Annotated in this window: 18 protein-coding genes; 10 read left to right on the top strand and 8 right to left on the bottom strand. The window is 37.7% G+C overall.

Annotation, left to right across the window (positions count from 1 at the left end):
* Positions 1 to 16: 16 nt before the first annotated feature.
* The 5 genes from EGI31_RS17800 to EGI31_RS17780 form a co-directional block, all read right to left on the bottom strand.
* On the bottom strand, positions 17 to 841 hold the full coding sequence (locus EGI31_RS17800; protein ID WP_255038506.1) for a DUF2911 domain-containing protein: 825 nt from the start codon (positions 839 to 841) through the stop codon (positions 17 to 19).
* Between the two features lie 81 nt (positions 842 to 922).
* Positions 923 to 1,711 (bottom strand): SDR family oxidoreductase, encoded by a 789-nt coding sequence (locus EGI31_RS17795; RefSeq protein ID WP_255038505.1) that lies wholly within the window; start codon positions 1,709 to 1,711, stop codon positions 923 to 925.
* 3 nt (positions 1,712 to 1,714) lie between these two features.
* Positions 1,715 to 2,017, bottom strand: a complete 303-nt coding sequence (locus tag EGI31_RS17790; RefSeq protein ID WP_255038504.1) for a DUF202 domain-containing protein — start codon at positions 2,015 to 2,017, stop codon at positions 1,715 to 1,717.
* A gap of 85 nt (positions 2,018 to 2,102) precedes the next feature.
* On the bottom strand, positions 2,103 to 5,444 hold the full coding sequence (locus EGI31_RS17785; RefSeq protein WP_255038503.1) for a TonB-dependent receptor: 3,342 nt from the start codon (positions 5,442 to 5,444) through the stop codon (positions 2,103 to 2,105).
* A 232-nt stretch (positions 5,445 to 5,676) separates the two neighbouring features.
* A complete protein-coding gene (locus EGI31_RS17780) occupies positions 5,677 to 6,246 on the bottom strand; it encodes a DUF3291 domain-containing protein (protein ID WP_255038502.1) in 570 nt (189 codons plus the stop codon).
* 190 nt (positions 6,247 to 6,436) lie between these two features.
* Between EGI31_RS17780 and EGI31_RS17775 the strand changes: the two genes are divergently transcribed.
* The 5 genes from EGI31_RS17775 to EGI31_RS17755 all read left to right on the top strand — a co-directional run bounded on the left by EGI31_RS17775 (position 6,437) and on the right by EGI31_RS17755 (position 10,620).
* The gene (locus EGI31_RS17775) at positions 6,437 to 7,204 is read left to right on the top strand and encodes a DUF547 domain-containing protein (RefSeq protein ID WP_255038501.1); all 768 of its coding nucleotides are present in this window, start codon (positions 6,437 to 6,439) and stop codon (positions 7,202 to 7,204) included.
* Positions 7,205 to 7,265: 61 nt separating this feature from the next.
* Positions 7,266 to 8,666 carry a DASH family cryptochrome gene (locus EGI31_RS17770; protein WP_255038500.1) on the top strand — a complete coding sequence of 467 codons (1,401 nt, stop codon included), beginning with the start codon at positions 7,266 to 7,268 and terminating at the stop codon, positions 8,664 to 8,666.
* A 106-nt stretch (positions 8,667 to 8,772) separates the two neighbouring features.
* On the top strand, positions 8,773 to 9,366 hold the full coding sequence (locus tag EGI31_RS17765; protein ID WP_255038499.1) for a LemA family protein: 594 nt from the start codon (positions 8,773 to 8,775) through the stop codon (positions 9,364 to 9,366).
* Between the two features lie 32 nt (positions 9,367 to 9,398).
* Positions 9,399 to 9,827: a TPM domain-containing protein gene (locus tag EGI31_RS17760; protein WP_255038498.1), complete on the top strand. Its 429-nt coding sequence runs from the start codon at positions 9,399 to 9,401 to the stop codon at positions 9,825 to 9,827.
* On the top strand, positions 9,820 to 10,620 hold the full coding sequence (locus tag EGI31_RS17755; RefSeq protein WP_310586226.1) for a TPM domain-containing protein: 801 nt from the start codon (positions 9,820 to 9,822) through the stop codon (positions 10,618 to 10,620). The genes EGI31_RS17760 and EGI31_RS17755 overlap by 8 nt, the downstream gene beginning before the upstream one ends.
* Before the next feature lie 139 nt (positions 10,621 to 10,759).
* Here EGI31_RS17755 and EGI31_RS17750 read toward each other — a convergent pair whose 3' ends face one another.
* Positions 10,760 to 11,869 carry a glycosyltransferase family 4 protein gene (locus EGI31_RS17750; protein ID WP_255038497.1) on the bottom strand — a complete coding sequence of 370 codons (1,110 nt, stop codon included), beginning with the start codon at positions 11,867 to 11,869 and terminating at the stop codon, positions 10,760 to 10,762.
* 133 nt (positions 11,870 to 12,002) lie between these two features.
* Here EGI31_RS17750 and EGI31_RS17745 point away from each other — a divergent pair, with 133 nt between their 5' ends.
* Together EGI31_RS17745 and EGI31_RS17740 are read left to right on the top strand one after the other, a co-directional pair.
* Complete coding sequence (locus tag EGI31_RS17745) at positions 12,003 to 13,151, top strand: DegT/DnrJ/EryC1/StrS family aminotransferase (RefSeq protein ID WP_255038496.1); 1,149 nt, start codon at positions 12,003 to 12,005, stop codon at positions 13,149 to 13,151.
* A gap of 15 nt (positions 13,152 to 13,166) precedes the next feature.
* A complete protein-coding gene (locus EGI31_RS17740) occupies positions 13,167 to 14,081 on the top strand; it encodes a glycosyltransferase family 2 protein (RefSeq protein WP_255038495.1) in 915 nt (304 codons plus the stop codon).
* On the opposite strand, the gene EGI31_RS17735 is transcribed toward EGI31_RS17740, so the two are convergent.
* Together EGI31_RS17735 and EGI31_RS17730 are read right to left on the bottom strand one after the other, a co-directional pair.
* Positions 14,078 to 14,836 (bottom strand): class I SAM-dependent methyltransferase, encoded by a 759-nt coding sequence (locus EGI31_RS17735; protein WP_255038494.1) that lies wholly within the window; start codon positions 14,834 to 14,836, stop codon positions 14,078 to 14,080. The genes EGI31_RS17740 and EGI31_RS17735 overlap by 4 nt on opposite strands.
* A gap of 47 nt (positions 14,837 to 14,883) precedes the next feature.
* Positions 14,884 to 16,593, bottom strand: a complete 1,710-nt coding sequence (locus EGI31_RS17730) for a GMC oxidoreductase (RefSeq protein ID WP_255038493.1) — start codon at positions 16,591 to 16,593, stop codon at positions 14,884 to 14,886.
* A 166-nt stretch (positions 16,594 to 16,759) separates the two neighbouring features.
* Between EGI31_RS17730 and rpsU the strand changes: the two genes are divergently transcribed.
* The 3 genes from rpsU to EGI31_RS25575 are packed head-to-tail and all read left to right on the top strand — an operon-like array spanning position 16,760 to position 19,845.
* On the top strand, positions 16,760 to 16,954 hold the full coding sequence (rpsU, locus tag EGI31_RS17725) for a 30S ribosomal protein S21 (protein ID WP_255038492.1): 195 nt from the start codon (positions 16,760 to 16,762) through the stop codon (positions 16,952 to 16,954).
* Between the two features lie 59 nt (positions 16,955 to 17,013).
* Positions 17,014 to 17,892 (top strand): tyrosine-type recombinase/integrase, encoded by an 879-nt coding sequence (locus EGI31_RS17720; RefSeq protein WP_255038491.1) that lies wholly within the window; start codon positions 17,014 to 17,016, stop codon positions 17,890 to 17,892.
* A gap of 3 nt (positions 17,893 to 17,895) precedes the next feature.
* A complete protein-coding gene (locus EGI31_RS25575; RefSeq protein WP_255038490.1) occupies positions 17,896 to 19,845 on the top strand; it encodes a M1 family metallopeptidase in 1,950 nt (649 codons plus the stop codon).
* The last annotated feature ends 3 nt before the right edge of the window (positions 19,846 to 19,848 follow it).

Here is a 19,848-nt window from a genome sequence, read left to right as displayed (position 1 = left end):
ATAAAATTCTCAATTATCAGTTCAGAGATTTTATCAATTTCTCGTTCAAAGCAACATAGTCAGGATTATTTCCCTTTGTGGCCAATTCCAAAGATTTTTTAGCAGTTGCTATTGCACCAGCTTTATCGCCAGATTTTGCTTGAATTTTTGCTTTAAGGTGAGCAATCCAATAAGCATCAGGTTGAGCATCTACCGCTCTATTTGCCCAAGCCAAAGCTTTGGTTAGGTCTTTGCCATTGTCAAAATAATACGAAGCAGCAGCAAAATAAGGCTTACTATCAACATTCATAGCTTTATCTATATCCGCCATGATTTTGGTGTCGATATCAGCAACAATTGGAAACTCAACCTCGGTGTTTTCCCATATAATGCTCATGTTTACGCTGTTTGATGTTTGAGCTCCAAACAAAATCATGAAGTTTTCAACATTCATTGGCAAAGTTGTAGATTTTGCCGTGAAACGCGTTACTTCGTTTTCTGCTTTGTAGTTGAATACGCTCGTTTCGGGTTTTGCAAGGATGATTTCCCACTCAGACTTTCCAGGAATAGACAAAAGCGAGTATTTTCCAGCCTTCACAGCTTTTCCTCCAACGGTTACATCTTCACCGAAAGTAATTAAGGTTTGTGAGTTTGCTCCTGTTCTCCACATTTTTCCATATGGAACCAAATCGCCAAATATTTTTCTTCCTTTGGCAGCCGGTCTAGAATAGACAACTTCCACGCTTGAAAGAGCAAAGTCTTGTTTGATTGTTTGTCCTGGACTAGGAGCAGGAGTTTTGATTCCTTGTGCAAATGCACCTAAAGACATTACCGAAAGAGCAAGTACAATAAGTTTTCTCATACAATATTAAAGGTTTGTTTATTTAAATTCAACGCAATTTACTTCAAATTAGTTTTCTGAGTTATCAAAAACGCCTTTTTTTCAAAGACTCATCGAGAGACCTCCATCAACAGGCAAGTTTACACCGTTGATTGAAGCTGCGATAGGCGAACATAAAAATGCAACCGCCGCCCCCACTTCTTCGGCAGTAGCAAATTTGCCGGTAGGGATGTTTGTCAAAATTTGATTTTCTATTTCGGATCTTGCCACATTTGATGCAACAGATTTCTGAGTTAGAACCTCATCCAATCGTCCGGTTAGGGTATATCCAGGTAATACATTGTTTACAGTTATTCCAAAATGAGCGATTTCTTTAGAAAGGGTCTTTGCCCATGAGGCAACTGCCCATCTGATGGTATTTGAAACCCCAAGACCCACCAAAGGTTGTTTAACCGAAACCGATATTACATTTACAATTCTTCCAAAGCCCGTTTCTTTCATTGCAGTTACAAACGCTTGAGTAAGAATTTGATTGGCTATCAAATGTTGCTGAAAGACATGCTCGAACTTTTCTGGGCTTTCATTAATAATATCCCCACCCGCTGGGCCACCAGTATTGTTGACTAATATTTGATATTTTTTCTTTGAAGCCAGTTGTTGAGCAACCGTTTTTAAGTTCTCTATATCTGTATAATCCAATACAATGTAGTCGTGAACTTGGGCCGAGGAGATGACAGGTAATTCGGTTAGTTTTTGTTTCAGCAGCTCTTCGTTTCTGCCTACCAAGGTTACATTAGCTTCAAGATTTGCGAGTTCAACGGCCGTTGCGAAACCAATTCCTTTTGAGCTGCCACCTACAAAGGCATTTTTGTTTTTTAGATTTAAATCCATTTGTTACTCTTTTAAATATTCGTCTTTGTAATTTCCAATGTTTTTCTCACTCTTCAATATTCGTTTTCTATGAACTAGAAAGTTTGTAATTCCAGAAATCAATAGTAAAATTGAAATCGCATAAAGGCCAATTTCTAAATAAAGCGAATTATCAATCTTTAATAAGTTATGTAGACTTAGTGCTGCTATAGAAAAATACAAGGCAGTCCTTAAGAATGCCAACAGCGTTGACTGATTGGCCAAGACTGTTCTTTGCAATGCCAATTTTTCCCTCAGTATTAAGTCTTTGTTTATGATTTTATCCATCTCAAAACGTCTAAGGCTTGCAATTTAAGCAAAAAAAAATCTCGCACCTAAGTACGAGATTTTCTTAAAGAATATATTTCCAGAATTAGTTAAAGATATATCTTAATCCCAATTGAACTTGGAATACGTTATCAATATTAACTGCTTTTACAAACGAATCTCTAATCAAATTAGGAACTCCGTCTATTGTTTGAGTAGCCAATCTATAGGTAGGAACACCGTTCACAGTACTAGCCAATGTCATTACATTTGGAGTACCTAGTAGGTTACCAACACCCCATTTGTTGTTGATCATGTTACCTACGTTCAAGATATCAGCACGGAAACGAAGCGTATTTTTCTTACCACCTACGTTGATGTAAATATCTTGCTCAGCAGTAAAGTCAAATCTTGTCAACCATGGAGAGTATCCACCGTTTCTTTCAGCATATTTGCCTCTTCTGGTTTTCAAGTAAGGATTGTTCTCAATCAATTTCTCCCAAGCTTCTTGTTGTTGAGCAGGAGTCCAAGTAATGGTTTGTCTTGCACCTGCGGCGTCAGTGTAAGTACTTGTAAACTGAGCGAAAGCCGTTTGGTTTCCGTTATTAGGAATGAACAAGAGGTCGTTCAAGGTAACGCCATCTCCGTTAATATCATTTCCAGAAACATAAGAAACTTTAAATCCACTTTGTGAGGTCATACCCAATGTAAGCATAGTTGCTCCACCAAACTCGCCACCATAAACAAATCTTTTATTTACATAACCCACAAATCTGTGACGTAGGTCATTTTGAGAGTAGGCTAGTTCAAGATAGTTTAGACCCTGAACCGAAGCAGTATTCAAATCAACTGTAGAAGAAACAGAAGCGATATCTCTGGCTTTTGCATAGGTATAACCCACCATTCCACCTATTCCATTAGCACCCATTGGCTTCTCTAATTTGGTGGTTAAACTGTATGAGTATCCCTCGTCGGTATTAGTAAGCATCAAAGCTCCGTTGATTTGAGGATTGATGTATCTGCTTGTTCCAGCAACTGCTGAGGCTGGGTATCTGTTTCTGTTATCCAATCCAGAGAATATTGCAGCTGCTGGTTTCAAGTTGGCATCGATATATTTCAACGCATTTATGTTTTTGTTGAAAATACCTTCTATTGTACCAACTATGCCCCAAGGAAGTTTTTGGTCAATAGCTAGGTTAGTTTTCCAGATTTGAGGGAATCTCAAGTTAGGATCTGATGCATTGATATTGTAACCAGTTATTTTGGTAATATCGGTAGTAGCAGGTCTGTATACAGAAGGATCCAATGTGAATGGGAAGTTATTAGCACCCGTGGCAGTAGTTCTGCTGATACCAGAGATGTTCACACCATTGTTACCCAATTGGTTTGAAATCAAAACATAAGGGATTCTTGACAAAAATAATCCAGAACCACCTCTGATTTGTGTAGTCTTGTCTCCTTTAACGTCCCAGTTAAATCCGATTCTTGGAGACCAATATAATCGTCCTTTTGGAAGGTTGGCCATATTGATTTTGTAGTCAGTATTATCAGGAAGTTTAAAAGTTAAACCGTCTACAACAGGATTGTAATAGTTACCAGCAGTTGGTGCAACACTTATGTAGTCTCCACGAAGACCGTAAGACAATTTGAATTTCTCTGTGACTTGGTAATCATCTTGAGCATAAAAACTTGTCGTGTACACTTTCAATCTCTGCCAAGGAGCTTCGCCACCGTCTACCAAAGAGTATCTGTAGTCAAATTTCGCAACTGGAACTGGTGAAACCGTAAGGTTTTTGTTATCTAAGTATGCGTTCGCAGCAGTTTTGAAATCTTCGATTGAGTTAAATGCCCAAACACCGTTGCTCGCAAAGAAGAACAAGTTGTTCGACTTGAAATATTCGAAGGCACCACCAAATGTAAGCGTATGCTTCCCAGCGAAGTATGTTAAGTTGTCTGTCAAATTGAAAGTTGAATAATCCAATCTATTATCAGGAGTAAATGGATCAAAACCAATTGTAGTGTAAGTAGTATTGTCTCTTCTGATCTCTACCGTAGGGAACAATTGCGTACGGTATTCTCTATCTTCAATTTGTTTGTTGAATGTACCAATCAAATTGTTGGCTAATTTTCCACTTAAAGTAGAGTTCCATTCTCCAACAATCGAGCGAGTGTTATCTTGGATGATATATCCTGTGTTTTGAGGAGAAAGAGCCAAAGCCGAGTTGGTTCTGTTACCAAATCCAGCAGTGTTACCACTATTTGAGTTTGATATCAAGGCGTCCGATTTCGAGTCATGATGAGAGTAACGCAAGGTAAATTTGTTTTTCTCATTCAAGTTGAAATCCAAACGAGCCAAGAATTTGTTCGATTTAACATCGTTGTTAAATTGGTCAACCGCACCGATGTTGTAATCGAATTTCTCTTGCATAAATTTACCTAAATCTTCAATGTCCGCAGCTGTCGTACGAGAAACACTACCACCAGTAGTACCTGGACGGCTAGCAATCCAGTCTAGAGCTGGTCTAGAACGACTTAAAAATTCACCGTTTGCGAAGAAAAATAGTTTATTTTTCAATATTGGGCCACCAATTCTAAAACCGAAAGAGTTCTCTGAGAAAGTAGGTGCTGGAATTGCAATTCCGTTTGCTTTTTTACCTACCAATCCATCTCCTTGAATGAACGTGTAAACTGAACCTGAAAAATCGTTGTTACCAGATCTCGTTACGGCATTGATACCTGCACCAGCAAAGCCTGATTGACGAATATCAAAAGGAGCAATATTAACTTGGATTTGCTCTATCGCGTCCAAAGAAATCGCAGAAGTTCCTGTACGTCCACCAGCAGCGGCGTCATTACCTAGTCCGAATCCGTTGTTGAAAACTGAACCGTCAATAGTAATGTTGTTGAAACGGCTATCTTGACCTCCAAATGAAGTTCCGTTGCTGTAAGCATTGTATTTGGTGATGCTGTTCATTGTACGACTCAAGGTAGGTAGGTTGTTCACCGCCTCACGTCCTAGGGTGAAGGCCGCACCTGTTCTTCCTGATGAGAAAATGTCTGATCTTGAGGCTACAACACTTACTTCATCTAGCATTTTGCCCTCTTCTGCCAATTTGAAGTCTACATTTGACGAAGTACCTAAGTTAGTAATCACACCTGTTTTTACATCTTCTTTGTAACCTACAAAAGTAGCAGTAACTGTAAAAGGACCACCAACCCTAACAGCTGGTAAAGAGTAACGACCAGAATTGTTTGTTACGGCCGCATACTTCGAGCCAGAAGGCACGTGCAAGGCTACCACCGTAGCACCAGGTAAGCCTTCTCCAGACTTGTCGATAACGACACCCGTGATGGCTGCAGTAGTTACTTGGGCATTAGAATGCATTGTAAAGAACATGAATGCGAATGCAGAAATAACTAATCTTAATAAAGTAGTTTTTTGATTCATAAAATAAAATTTGAGGTTAATTTGTTAATAAGTTCTTGATTCAAAAGTACAAATAAATTAAACGATGCAAAAGTAATGGTTTTTTCAAACGAAAAAAAATGAGTGATTTCATAAAAAGTTTAAACTTAGAATATTACACTAAAATATTGGATATGGTAAATTATGAAATTGTTAAGTGCTTTTTTTCTACCTTAATATGGGAAAAATGCAAAATTGAGTAAATACTAATCTATCATTCCGATATAGAAACTGGAACGTTTCCTGAGTAACCCAATAGGCTAAATCTGGCAAAAAGCTCCTCAGAATACCACTTTTGGCTACGTGTTTTCTTGATGACTTCAGCATGTTCATTTTTTCGGTAAGCAAATGCCTTCATACTGTTTTCATTTTTCCATACTGACAAGGTTGCTTGCTTGAAAAAAGGCATTTCGCCAACACCAATAGAGTAGAGAAAGCCCTCATTTTGAGCAAAGTTTTTGGCTATTTCTGGCACATTTCTCCAAAAATCGGCGGCCTTTTGAATCCTGATGCTTGCTCTAGTAAGAACTATTATGGTTTCATTTTCAGTGAAAATACCTTTGTTTTCGACTTCGAAGGGGTTTCTCTTATCCCAAAGTCCATGGGATTGCTTGGGTTGGAGAAATAGGGTAAAGTTTGTCGTAGAATACTTTTGGATGTATTTCATTATCCAAGACTTTTCCTTAAATCTCGCATAATCCTCCTCATTCTCCCACACCCACATGTAGGCCCATTGCTCCAGGTCGGGCTGTATATCAAAAGTTCCGTTTTTTCCAGAACCCATTAATTTGGAAAATTGTATGTTGTGGTTTTTGAAAAACAGTAAAAATCGAAATATGGCCATAGAGAAAAAGCCGAACAATATATTTTTTCCAGAATATTTAGCAACAGTGAAGCTTACAAACATATTTTCAAGATTTTAAACTAAACTCTCACTTTTTTCGTAGTTTAGCTATCATCATAACCTCTAAGTAATGAAAATCGTTTTAAATTTTATTTTCGGCCTAGTGCTACTTCAAAGTTGTTTTGCGGTAGAGTCTCCTACCTCAAATGCAGCACCGGTTTCTCACGAAATTTTTAACGGCCTTTTGAAAAAATATGTAACTGACAAAGGTGTAGTAAACTATGGCGGTTTTAAGAGAGAGCAAAAGGAGTTGAAAAAATACCTTGATATGATTTCAAACAATGCTCCTGCCAAATCATGGTCTGACAATGAAAAACTGGCTTATTGGATAAATGCCTACAATGCATTTACGATTCAGTTAATATTGGATAACGCCGATCAGAATCTCACCAGTATAAAGGATATAGGTAGCAAAATAAAAATTCCGTTTGTCAACACACCTTGGGACGTAAAATTTATTGTAATTGGCGGTAAAAAAATGGATTTGAATAACATTGAGCACGGTATCATACGCAAGCAATTCAACGAACCACGTATACACTTTGCCTTGGTTTGTGCTGCAAAATCATGCCCTCCTTTAAGAAATGAGGCCTTTACTGCTGAAAGACTTAACGAACAATTGCACAATCAAGGAGAGAAGTTTGTAAACGATGCCTCGAAGAACAAGATTTCAAAATCTGAGGTTACCATTTCTAAAATTTTCGACTGGTATGGCATGGATTTCAAGCCAACGCCTATAGTGGAGACTTTAAACAAATATTCAAAAGTTAAAATAGATGCCAAAGCCAAGGTAAATTACAATACCTACGATTGGGCATTGAATGGCTCACTTAAATAAATCTGCTTTTTGTTTCTTTTACCAAACCTATTGAGGAACTTTGTTTTTTTAAAACTTCTCAATGAGCAACGTTCTTTTTTGGTTTAGAAACGACCTGCGGTTACACGATAATGAGGCTTTCGTACGAGCTACTCAGATGGGCGATGTAGTGCCAGTTTATGTCATAGACACAAGGCTGCTGAAGAATACTTTTTTAGGTTTCAAACGCACGGGCAAATTTAGGTTAAAATTCTTGTTGGAATCTTTGGCAGATTTGAAAAAAAACCTCCAAGCCATAGGGTCTGATTTGATTGTTAAGGTTGGAATTCCTGAGCATGAATTGTTTGATATTGCCGTAAAGTATGAAGTCGAGTTTGTGGTCACTTCTAAAGAGGCTACGCAAGAGGAAACAAGCGTTGAAGCTGCTTTTTCACAAAAATTGAAAACCAAAAATATAGACATTGACTTGTTTTGGGGTAATACATTGGTGCATGTACGAGACCTTCCGTTTCAGATACATTTTGTACCAGATATTTTCACAGATTTTAGGAAAAAAGTCGAGAACTTCTGGAAAGTTAGGCCTACTTTCGAAACAGTTGTTACAGTTAATTCGCCCCAAAGCCTTGAAAGCACGACTATTCCTTCCTTGACTGACTTGGGTTATGAGGATTTTGGAAAACATCCAAACGACACCATGGGCCTTCAAGGTGGAGAAACCGCTGCTTTGACAAGACTTCAGGAATATATTTGGGATAAGGAACTTATTCATACCTACAAGAAAACCAGAAACGGAATGTTGGGTAAAGATTATTCCTCGAAATTTTCGGTTTATTTGAGTTTGGGTTGTTTGTCTCCAAGAAAAATCTACGAGGAAATCAAAAAGGCCGAAGAAATCAGAGGAGCCAATGATTCTACTTATTGGTTGATTTTTGAGTTGTTGTGGCGTGACTACTACTATTTTATTGCTCTCAAATTTGGTATCAGGCTTTTCAAAAGGGCTGGTATTAAACATGATTTTTCCAAGAAATGGAAAAGAAATAGGGAGCATTTTAAAAAATGGATGGATGGTGAAACAGGAGTGCCATTTATAGATGCTTGTATGCGGGAATTGAAATTTACGGGTTACTTATCTAACAGAGGAAGGCAAAATGTGGCCAGTTTTTTTACCAAAGATTTGGGTCTAGAATGGTGGTGGGGAGCCATGTATTTCGAGAGCCAATTGATTGATTATGAGGTTTGTAGTAACTGGGGTAATTGGAATTACCTAGCTGGAATAGGTACCGATCCCCGTGAGGATAGATATTTCAATCCAGTCAGTCAGGCCAAAAAATATGACGCCCAAGCAGAATTTATAAAGTATTGGGTTCCAGAATTGGCAGGTATTGAAAATGAGATTTTAATAGAAATCAACGAACTTCATTTGGCTCTTCCCGAGGGTGTCAATTACCCGCGGAATCCGATACCAAAAAACAAAAAATGGTAAAAGCTACCGCTCAACATGATTTTTGAAGAATCCATAAATAATATTTTTTTTGATATTGGATTCTTTATTTAAATTTGACAAATTTTAATATAAAATAGACTAAAAAATGAAAAAAGGAACTCTCGCAATCGTAGCAATTCTTCTGTTGTTTGGAATGTACGGGTGTAGCTCATACAACGGCTTGGTTGGAAAAGACAACAACGTTCAAAAACTTTGGGCTGACGTTCAAACACAATATCAAAGACGTGCGGATTTAATCAGCACATTGGTAAAAACAGTACAAGGAGCTGCAGATTTCGAAAAAAGTACACTTACGGAGGTTATTCAAGCAAGGGCATCTGCTACTCAAGTAAAGTTTGAAGCCAAAGACCTTACTCCAGAAAACATGGCGAAGTTTCAGGCTGCCCAAGACCAACTAAGTGGTTCTTTGAGCAGATTGATGGTTTCGGTAGAGCAATATCCAAACCTCAAGGCCAACCAAAACTTCCTTGATTTACAGGCTGAATTGGCTGGAACAGAAAACCGTATCGCTGTAGCACGTAGAGACTTTAACGGTGGAGTTGGGGAGTATAATCTATCAGTTAGATCATTCCCTATGAATATCTTGGCAGGTATGTTTGGTTTTGCTCCTAAGGGCTTTTTTGAAGCATCTGCAAAAGCACAAGATGCCCCAGACGTAAATTTCGATTTTAAGAAATAATTAAATAGCCCGTCGAGAGGCGGGCTTTTTTTATGTTTATTCTTTCAGAACTTCAGCAAAAAAATATCATAGAGGCCATAAAAATGGCTGAAAAAAATACTTCAGGTGAGATAAAAGTGCATATTGAAGAAAACTGTAGCAGTGCTGATGCTATGGAAAGGGCGAGCGAGGTATTTGAGTATTTATCGCTTCATAAAACTGCCCAACGCAATGGTGTTTTGTTCTATTTGGCCTACGAGGATCATAAGTTTGCTATTTTGGGTGACAAAGGTATTAACGAAAAGGTAGGTCAGACTTTTTGGGATTCTACCAAAGATCTGCTCAGAGAAAACTTCAAGAAAGGAGACTTTGAAAAAGGTCTTACTTTGGGTATTACAGAAGCTGGAAATCAGCTTAAGCACTATTTTCCATACAATACAGACGATAAGAATGAAATTTCAGACGAAATAAGCCGTGGATAACCAAAAGACAATAGTAAGATATCTTACAAGTATTATTTTATTTTTCTTCCTTCAAAGTGGTTTTGGGCAAGATATTCCAGCGAAACCTAATCCACCAAAATTAGTCAATGACTTTGTAGGAGGTTTGTTGAGTCCTGCTCAAATTCAAGCTTTGGAACAAAAACTAGTAGCTTACAACGACTCTACTTCTTCTCAGTTAACCATTGTTATCGTTAAGTCTGTTCAGCCTTACGAGTCTGGTGATGTGGCTTTGAAAATATTGAGAGAATGGGGTGTCGGTCAAAAAGACAAAAACAACGGTATAGTATTATTATGGGCTCCTGGCGATAGAAAAATAGCCATTCAAACAGGCTATGGCATGGAAGGCGTACTGCCAGATATGTATGCCAAAAGAATCATTTCAAATGTTATTGGGCCGAAATTCAAGGAACTAAAATACTATGAAGGACTTGATGAAGGTACTACAGAGATATTCAAATACGCTGCAGGTGAGTATAAAGCCGAACCTGAGGAAGAAGGTGACGCCTTTTTAGGTTTTATAATAATTCTACTGGTCATTATATTCATCATCTGGATATTTTACAAAATAGGTAAAAATAATAGAGGCGGTGGCGGATTGCTCAGCGACAGTGCTGCACCATATACCACTTATACAGGCTGGGGTCGTCAAACAGGAAGCTGGGGCGGCGGATGGTCGAGTGGCGGTGGTGGCGGATGGTCCGGTGGAGGTGGAGGTTTTGGCGGCTTCGGCGGCGGCAGCGGCGGAGGCGGCGGTGCCAGTGGAGATTATTAAAAAAATAGAGCGATTTTCCCAAATCGCTCTTTTTGTGTGCAATTAAATATGTTTTCGAAAAATATTTTGAATGAGAACTAATTTTAACGAGATATTTTAGGCTAAGTTTTATAGAACTTCTAAAATCTTCAAAATGGCCTCACAATAAACTTTTGTAAACTTTCATTACCTTGGAAATTAATAAATCAGAGTCGAAATTCTTGAGATGTTCTTGGCCTTTGCGAGCTAGTTTTCGTCTTAAGTCTTCATTGTTTGACATGGCTTTTACGGCCTCTGTTATCTGATTTATGTTGTCAGGCTCAATATAGATAGCACCTTCTCCTGCAGCCTCTTCAAGGCATGATCCTTTTGCAGCAATGATGGATTTTTGGCTAGCCAAAGCCTCTACAATTGGAATCCCAAATCCTTCATAAGATGAAATGTATATGAATGTCAAGCAGCTTTGATAAATTGCAGGTAAATCTTCGGTTTTTACCTCGCTTAATACTTTAATATTTTCTATTTTGTTATTTTCTATGTAAGCTATTATCTCGTCCTTGTATTTTTTGCCTCTGCCCACAAGTATCAATTCTAGATTTTTATCATTCAGTTGATGGAATGCTTTTACAATATTCAACTGATTTTTACGCGGTTCTAGAGTGCCAACTGACAAAATGAATGGTTTCTGTAATTTGTATTTATTCGTGATTATGTTTCTTTCACTTTCACTAATTTCTTTTCGGTAAATATCTTGTATGCTTTGATATATTACCTCAATTTTATTTTCAGGAATTCCAAAATGTTCAATTATGTCATTTTTAGTTTGTTGACTGATAGCTATAATTTTATCTGCCTTGTGACAGGCATATTTGTACTTAAGTTTATATATTAGAGCATCAAAATATTTATAGTATTGGGGATATTTCAGAAAAATTAAATCGTGGACGGTTACTACAGTTTTGGTATTTTTCCAATTCACAAATATGGGTATTTCACTACTCAAACCATGAAAGATATCTAAGGCTTTTGCTTTTATGTCTTTCTTAATGAAGTGTAATCTCCATATGGAAGACAAAAGCTTTTTTTGCGGAAGAAGGATTTTTTCTTTTGGAAAAGTTTCAAAATATCCTTCTTTTGTTTTTGGAGTATATGCGACAATGTCAATATTTTCATCCTTAAAATTCAGGATGTTTTCTATTATAAATCTACTGTAGTTACCCAAGCCTGTATTGTTACAGAAGGCTCTTTTTGCATCGTAGCCAATTCTCATTTTATAGTTTATTTTAGGTATTGACAAAAGTAAGATAATCTAATTTAATCCTCAAAAAATATATTTTTGTCTCCACATAAGGTAATTTAGAACTTATTTATAAATTGCATAGATTTATTAAAAGAACCCAGTTATGACCTTAGAAAAATCTCTAAATGAGCATCCGTTAATGGATGTGAATGAAGGAATCGTTTTATTTCATCCTAACATTCCTAAAAACGCAGGCACTTACATCAATGAAGTTTTAAAAAGCAGATGGATTGGCCAAGGCCCCAAAGTTGAAGAATTTGAACTAGCCTTCGAATCTAAATTTTCATATCCATGCAAAAGTCTGGCCGTTGGCTCTGGCACTGATGCATTGCATCTCGCTTACTTATTATCTGGTATTAAAGAAGATGACGAAGTTATCGTTCCGGTATTCACTTGCACAGCAACTAATATCCCACTTCTTTATATAGGGGCAAAAATCGTTTTTTGCGACATAGACCATAATCTAAATATCGATGCCGATGCCATTGAAGAATTAATTACTCCCAAAACCAAAGCCATTGTTTGTGTGCATTATGGTGGTTTGCCGTGTGAAATGGATAAAATTTGGTACTTGGCTGAGAAATACAATTTGAAAGTAATAGAAGACAATGCTCATGCACTTGGTGCTACCTATAAAGGCGAAATAATAGGTAGTCAAAGTGATTTTTCCATGTTTTCGTTTCAAGCCATTAAGCATATAACTACTGCTGATGGGGGCATGTTGGCTATCAAAGATCCTGAGCTTTTAGAAAAAGCGAAGAGACTGAGGTGGTTTGGAATTGATAGACTTCAAAAACAAAAAGGAATTTGGGATAATGACATTACCGAAATAGGTTATAAATACCAAATGACTGATATAGCTGCCAGTATGGGTTTGGCATCTTTGGAGGAATTTGATGAGCATTTGGCCCATAGGCAAAATCTTTACAAGCTCTATTGTGAATATTTAAAGAATACCAAAGGGATTAGAATTATTGGCTCCGAATATCAGAATAGAGAGCATGCCGCTTGGCTCCTTACGGCCGAAGTGGATGATCGAGAGGGATTTATGAGCCATTTAAGAAGACATAAAATAGAATCTTCGCAGGTGCATTTTAGAAATGACCGATACACTATTTTTGGAGGCAGACAGGAAGGAAAGTTTACCAATATGGATGCTATGGAGGACAGATATATTGTTCTCCCACTTCATGCTAAAGTGTCAGAATCAGATGTAAAATACATTGCTGAAGTAATACAGCTCGGTTGGTGAGTTATCGTATAAATTATGATTTATAAAATTCATAAAGTAAGGCTAAATTTTGAGCCAGTTTTTTCAATTTTGATTCCGACCTGGAACAATCTTGATTATTTAAAATGTGTAGTGGCTAGTATTAGAAAAAATAGCTCCTATAAACACCAAATATTGGTTCATGTCAATGAAGGTAATGACGGCACTGAAGACTGGATTTTGAGCCAAAAAGATATCGGTTATACTAAAAGTTCAGAAAATTGCGGTGTTTGCTATGGTTTCAACGCGGTATCACATCTAGCTGTTTCTGAAAACCTCGTATTAATAGATGATGACCTCTACCTCTGTCCAAACTGGGATGGTTTTTTGCTAGACGAAATAAACAATCAAACTGATGAAAAATGGTGTATCAGTGGCACCATGCTAGAACCCTACGACAAGAAAATTCCTTGCATTATTCCAAATAAAGACTTTGGGAGACACCCATCGGAGTTTGATGAAGAGAAGTTTTTAAGTTTGTATCACACCTACCCTAAAAATGATTGGACGGGAAGCCAATGGTACCCGCTTGTTTTGCCCACTTTTGTCTTTAGGGCCATCGGTGGTTTAAGCGTTGAGTTTTTTCCAGGTATGTACAGTGATCCAGATTTTATGATAAAACTTTGGCATTATGGCGTGAGGTATTTTAAAGGTGTAAGTGCCAGTAGGGCCTATCATTTTGGAAGCATTAGTACCACCAGAGTAAAACGAAACGACGGTAGAAGTAATTTTATACTCAAATGGGGAATGAGCAGTAATACTTTTTTTAATAATTACCTCAAAATTGGCACTGACTTTACAGGGCCATCACCGATACCACAGGAGGGATTTCTGCTCCAGCTAAAAAAAAGGATAGATAGGTGGAAAGTTAAGTTTAAGAATAGAGCTATTGATATTGGCCTTTTCAATTAGCACTGTTTCTTGAATGTTACACATAGGTGCTTGTGAAAAAGTATTGTAGGGTTTTGATTTAACAGATATTGCTCTTTCAGTGCCGATTTTTCAACTTTCGATGAATTCTTCGATATTTTTTTGAAGGTTAAATATGTTCTAAGGAAAAACATCCAGCTAATGAAAATGAAAAATATAAAAGAGCTAATACCAAATTGGTTTTTATGAATTTTATGTATTTTTAAGCCTGCCAGGCCGGCCAAAGTTCTTATTTTTTGTATACCAATTAAAAATATTCTACCCATATAAATTCGGTCATCATCATACCCAATAACTGTATTTTCGTTGGGTAAAAACATATCCCCACGTTCAGACTCGAGCCAAAGGTTGGCTATTCTGCCCGAAATATTGCTATTATTTGGTTTAGTTAGAATCAAAATGCCATCTTTTTTGAGTATTCTACTAATTTCCTCGAAAAGTAGTCTTTGTTCTGAAATGTGGTCAATCGTTTCCATTAATAAAACAAAATCTGCTATTTCGGATTGAATAGGGAATGGCTTATTAAGGTCAATTTTTTGACTCTGAATGTTTTTGTTTTCCATCAAGTCAGGATAGAGATCAAAGGCAAGTACATTTGCTCCGGCATTGCTCCAAAGTCCGGCCACATACCCTTTCCCAGCTGATAAATCTATTACGGTTTTTCCTGATACGTCAGTGTCTTCCAGGTATTTGTGAATAAACTTTATGGCATTTATTCTTGAATGTGGAATATCCATCTGTTTTGATTTGTTTTTAATTAAAGGGTAAAAATTAACACAGCATTTTACAAATTACCTTTTTTCAACTCACTAACAGCAAAATCAGCTGCTCTTGCAGTTAGAGCCATATAGGTCAAAGAAGGGTTGGCACAGCTGTTGGATACCATACAAGCTCCATCAGTCACGAAAACGTTTTCTGCTCCCCAAACCTGATTGTGTTTGTTGAGGACAGATTCTTTGGGTGTGTGTCCCATCCTCGCTGTGCCCATTTCGTGAATGCAACGGCCAAAGCCTTCGAAGTCGTCATAAGTGCCAATGTCTTTGTATCCCGCGGCTTCTAACATTTCTGCGGCATCGTTTACCATATCTTTTCTCATACGTTTTTCATTGTCACCAATTTCAGCAGAAAAATTAGCCAAAGGCATTCCCCATTGATCTTTTTTTGTTTCATCAATCCACATTTTGTTTTCAAAATAGGGGAGAGTTTCTGCAAATGCACTCAGACTAATATTCCATGGGCCTGGTTTGGAAGCATTATTTTTAAAATCTACCCCAAAGTCTTCCTTGGGCACGTTCCAACCTCGTCCACTTCCACCTTCGTAGCCAAATCCTCTCAAATAATCTCTTTTGTCGTTGCCAAAATTTCGGTAGCGAGGTACATAGAAGCCATTCGGTCTTCTGCCATAGTAGTATTGATCTTCAAAACCTTCAACCGTTCCATAAGCTCCAGCCGAGAAGTGATGATCCATCAAATAATGGCCCAAAACACCGCTATCATTTCCCATTCCATTTGGAAATCTGGCCGATTTGGAGTTGAGTAAAATATAGGTGGAAGCCATGGCAGATGCATTGACAAAGATTATTTTTGCATTAAATTCCAGAACTTCTTTCGAGTTTTGGTCTATCACTCTTACGCCTGATGCTTTGCCTTTGTTCGCATCATAAAGTATTTCGCTTACTATGCTATGTGGTCTGACAGTGAGATTACCCGTACGTGTAGCTGCAGGTAAGGTGGCCGATTGTGTGCTAAAATATGCCCCATACGGACAACCACGCCAGCACATGTCTCGGGCTTGGCATTTCGCTCTACCAAGTGCAAGCTGTTCCTCGGTAGGTTCGGTTATGTGGGCCTGACGTGGAGGTATCACATAACGGCCATTAAATTTTTGGCTCACAACCCCTTTTAAATGGTTTTCAACACATGTCAAATCAAAGGGCTTTTGAAAAACGCCATCAGGTAGGTGGGGAATATTTTCTAAACTACCAGAAATACCAGCAAAACGCTCCACATAGTCATACCAGGGTGCTATGTCTTTGTATCTGATCGGCCAGTCGGCACCTACTCCTTCTTTTATATTTGCCTCGAAATCAAGGTCGCTAAATCTCAAAGCTACTCGCCCCCATGTAATGCTTTTACCACCTACTTGCCAGCTTCTTATCCAATCAAAGCGTTTTTCTTCTAGGTATGGATAGTCCACATCTTTTACAAACATATCTTTGGAGGCTTCGGTGATTGTAAAACCCGTTCGTTCATGAATGGGGTAGTTTTTCATTTCCTCCAGTGGAACTTTCACGTTTCTATGTTCGAAATCCCAAGGGTTTTTGAGGGCTGTTTTGTAGTCTTTTATGTGCTCAATATTTCGTCCTCTGTCAAGCATAAGTACCTTCAATCCTTTCTCACACAGTTCTTTAGCTGCCCAGCCGCCGGATATTCCTGAACCTACAACTATTGCGTCATAAGTGAGCTTTTCGTCTTTTTTTGATTGAAGTTTCATTATTTATTTAGGGTTTGAATTTTAAAAATAATTATAATTATCCAAAAGTTCGATTTGTTTTTAATCAAAGATTTAGTTTTTTGTTATATTTCAAATAATTAGCCTTGGTTTTATTATCTTTTTTTCTACCTTTGCAGTCCGATTTAAAAAGAAGGGGGTGTAAATTATGCTACATATTCAAATTAAGGATAATGAGTCAATCGATAAGGCTCTGAAACGTTTCAAGAAGAAGTTTGAAAAAACTAAAGTTTTGAAAGAACTAAGACGCCGTCAAGCGTTTGAGAAAACCTCAGTATCGCGAAGATTCGAAGTGATCAGAGCGTCATACAAGCAAAAAACATACGGACACATCGACGATTAATCGTTTTTGTAGAACCATATATTTCGACTAATTTTGTAAGGAACATTAATCTTGCAGAATTGGTCGATTTTTTTTTATCCTACCTCCAAAACGAGAAGCGACTGAGCCCCCACACGGTGTTGGCTTATAAGATTGATTTGTTGCAATTTCAAGATTTTATGAGCTCTCCAGATCGTGCGTATGATATTTCGGAGGCTCAATATCAAGATATAAGAGCATGGATAGTGCAACTATCTGAAAACCAAATAGACAACAGAAGCATAAATCGAAAAATTGCGAGTTTAAGGGCTTTTTATAAGTTTTTGCAGATAAAGAAAAAGATTGAGGTCAATCCTGTGGCTTTGGTGAAATCGCTCAAGATGGCCAAAAGACTACCTGTTTATGTGGAGGAAACACCCATGGAGAATCTTTTTGCTGATATAGAATTTGCCGAGGATTTTGAAGGTTTGAGAGATAAGTTATTGTTAGAAATGCTTTATGGTACAGGAATTAGGCTTTCGGAACTCGTAAATATCAAAAGTTCGGATGTGGATATTTTTGGAAGGAAAATTACGGTTTTAGGTAAAAGAAGCAAATACAGAATTATCCCTTTGCATCAAACTTTACTTGATTTAATTCAGAAATACCAAGAAATTCGAGGTTTGAGTTCCATAACTGCAAACGACTATCTATTGCTAACCGATAAGTACGAGCAACTTTACAATGTATTCGTTCAAAGGAAAGTCAAACATTATTTGGAGTTAGTGACCACCATTTCGAAGAAATCACCTCATGTTTTAAGGCATTCGTTTGCCACTCATTTGTTGAATAGGGGGGCGGATTTAAATGCCATCAAAGAACTTTTGGGCCATTCAAACCTCGCTGCTACACAAATTTACACGCACAATTCAATCAGTCAATTAAAGGAGGTCTATAAAAAGGCACATCCAAAAGCTTAAATTATGAAAATCAAATTATTAGTTCTCGCATTATCTATTGCTGTTCAAGGTTTTGGACAAGAGTCAACCGAAAAATCAAAATATGATCCGGTGGCGGTTTTTAACCCCATGATAAATTACCAACCATCGACCGTCTACAGAAGTGCTTCAGGAAATCCTGGGCCTGCTTATTGGCAAAATCAAGCCAATTATAAAATTTCGGCCACATTAGATGAAAAAAACAATACCATTGCCGGTAATGTAAAAATAGAATACATAAACAATTCACCCGACGAAATTACATTTGTTTGGCTTCAATTGGATCAGAACAAGTTTAATTCAACTTCAAGAGGGAGTAAAACCACTCCACCGAACTTAGGCAGATACGGATTGAAAGATTTTGAAGGTGGGTACAAAATCGCAAATCTGAAGGTTGAACAAGCTAGAGCCAATCTTCGAAATCAGCCCGTAAAATCTTTTATTGACGATACAAGGATGCAGATATTTTTGTCTGAACCTTTGAAAACAAAACAAAAGGTAGAGATTTCAATGGATTTTGAATTTCTAATTCCTGACAATGGAGCTGACAGAATGGGTAAGTATGATGCTAAAAATGGGGTGATTTACACCATAGCTCAATGGTTTCCAAGGGTTTGTGTGTATGATGATATAGAGGGCTGGAATACTACACCGTATTTAGGTGCAGGCGAGTTTTATTTAGAGTATGGCGACTACGACTTTGAAATCACTGTCCCTTACAATCATATAGTTGTCGCATCCGGTGAATTGTTAAACGGAAGAGAAGTGTTGACTAGTAAGCAATTAGATCGATTAAAAAAGGCCCAGAATTCGGATGAAACCGTGATGATTTTAGAGAAAGACGAGATTGGCAAAAATAATTCTCGTCCAAAGAATTCAGGTGTTTTGACATGGAAATTTACTTGTAAAAATACCAGAGACGTGGCTTGGGCTAGTTCTTCTGCCTTTGTTTGGGATGCAGCCAAGGCAAGTTTGCCGTCTGGTAAAAATATTTTGGTACAATCAGTTTATCCTGCCGAGGTTGATGGCAAAAATGAGTGGGGACGTTCGACTGAATATACCAAACATAGTATGGAGTTTTATTCAAAAGAGCTTTTTGAATATCCATATCCTGTTGCTACCAATGTGGCCGGAATCGTGAGTGGAATGGAGTATCCGGGAATAGTTTTTTGTAGTGCCAAAAGCAAAAGAGCTGGACTTTTTGGGGTAACTGACCACGAGTTTGGTCATACTTGGTTTCCGATGATTGTAGGTACCAACGAGCGGAAATTTGCTTGGATGGATGAAGGTTTTAATACCTACATCAACATGCTGTCCATGAAGGCTTTTAATAGTGGCGAATATTATAAAGAGCAAAATACTCAGGATATGGGCTTTTTTGCAAGAGGAAGCAAGGCTATTCTTACTCCACCCGATGCAATGCCAGAAGTAGAGATTGGCTCATTGGCCTATTACAAGCCAGCCATCGGGCTAAAAATGCTTTCCGAAGCCGTGGTGGGAGAAGAAAGAATGAATCTTGCCCTAAAAGAGTACATAAGAAGGTGGGCTTTCAAACATCCTACGCCTTTTGATTTTTTCCATACAGTTGAGGACGTGGTAGGAGAGGATTTAGGATGGTTTTGGAAATCTTGGTTTTTCGAAAACTACAAAATAGACCAAGCGATAAAATCTGCCAAATACATTAATAACAATGCATCAAACGGTATAAATATCACACTGGAGAACTTGGAACAAATGCCTATGCCAATAGAGTTGGAAATAAAGGAAAGGGGTAAAGATGCGGTTCTTATCAACTTGCCGGTGGATATTTGGTCAAAAACCAAAGAGTGGAATTTCAACTATCCATCAAGTGCTGAAATAGAATCACTTAGACTTAATCCTAGAGGGATTATAATTGATTCTAATCTCAAAAATAACGTTTTTAAGCCAAATTGAAAC

Origin of the sequence: Lacihabitans soyangensis (assembly GCF_024343775.1) — a bacterium.
Classification (GTDB): domain Bacteria; phylum Bacteroidota; class Bacteroidia; order Cytophagales; family Spirosomataceae; genus Leadbetterella; species Leadbetterella soyangensis.
This window is presented reverse-complemented; position numbering and strand designations above follow the sequence as displayed.

What these genes read in the sequence shown, in the direction of transcription:
- EGI31_RS17780 (WP_255038502.1), bottom strand. Translation starts at nt 6,246, where the DNA reads ATGGGTTCTGGAAAAAACGGAACTTTTGATATACAGCCCGACCTGGAG.
- EGI31_RS17740 (WP_255038495.1), top strand. Translation starts at nt 13,167, where the DNA reads ATGATTTATAAAATTCATAAAGTAAGGCTAAATTTTGAGCCAGTTTTT.
- EGI31_RS17795 (WP_255038505.1), bottom strand. Translation starts at nt 1,711, where the DNA reads ATGGATTTAAATCTAAAAAACAAAAATGCCTTTGTAGGTGGCAGCTCA.
- EGI31_RS17745 (WP_255038496.1), top strand. Translation starts at nt 12,003, where the DNA reads ATGACCTTAGAAAAATCTCTAAATGAGCATCCGTTAATGGATGTGAAT.
- EGI31_RS25575 (WP_255038490.1), top strand. Translation starts at nt 17,896, where the DNA reads ATGAAAATCAAATTATTAGTTCTCGCATTATCTATTGCTGTTCAAGGT.
- EGI31_RS17800 (WP_255038506.1), bottom strand. Translation starts at nt 841, where the DNA reads ATGAGAAAACTTATTGTACTTGCTCTTTCGGTAATGTCTTTAGGTGCA.
- EGI31_RS17785 (WP_255038503.1), bottom strand. Translation starts at nt 5,444, where the DNA reads ATGAATCAAAAAACTACTTTATTAAGATTAGTTATTTCTGCATTCGCA.
- EGI31_RS17750 (WP_255038497.1), bottom strand. Translation starts at nt 11,869, where the DNA reads ATGAGAATTGGCTACGATGCAAAAAGAGCCTTCTGTAACAATACAGGC.
- EGI31_RS17770 (WP_255038500.1), top strand. Translation starts at nt 7,266, where the DNA reads ATGAGCAACGTTCTTTTTTGGTTTAGAAACGACCTGCGGTTACACGAT.
- EGI31_RS17775 (WP_255038501.1), top strand. Translation starts at nt 6,437, where the DNA reads ATGAAAATCGTTTTAAATTTTATTTTCGGCCTAGTGCTACTTCAAAGT.
- EGI31_RS17730 (WP_255038493.1), bottom strand. Translation starts at nt 16,593, where the DNA reads ATGAAACTTCAATCAAAAAAAGACGAAAAGCTCACTTATGACGCAATA.
- rpsU (WP_255038492.1), top strand. Translation starts at nt 16,760, where the DNA reads ATGCTACATATTCAAATTAAGGATAATGAGTCAATCGATAAGGCTCTG.
- EGI31_RS17760 (WP_255038498.1), top strand. Translation starts at nt 9,399, where the DNA reads ATGTTTATTCTTTCAGAACTTCAGCAAAAAAATATCATAGAGGCCATA.
- EGI31_RS17790 (WP_255038504.1), bottom strand. Translation starts at nt 2,017, where the DNA reads ATGGATAAAATCATAAACAAAGACTTAATACTGAGGGAAAAATTGGCA.
- EGI31_RS17765 (WP_255038499.1), top strand. Translation starts at nt 8,773, where the DNA reads ATGAAAAAAGGAACTCTCGCAATCGTAGCAATTCTTCTGTTGTTTGGA.
- EGI31_RS17735 (WP_255038494.1), bottom strand. Translation starts at nt 14,836, where the DNA reads ATGGATATTCCACATTCAAGAATAAATGCCATAAAGTTTATTCACAAA.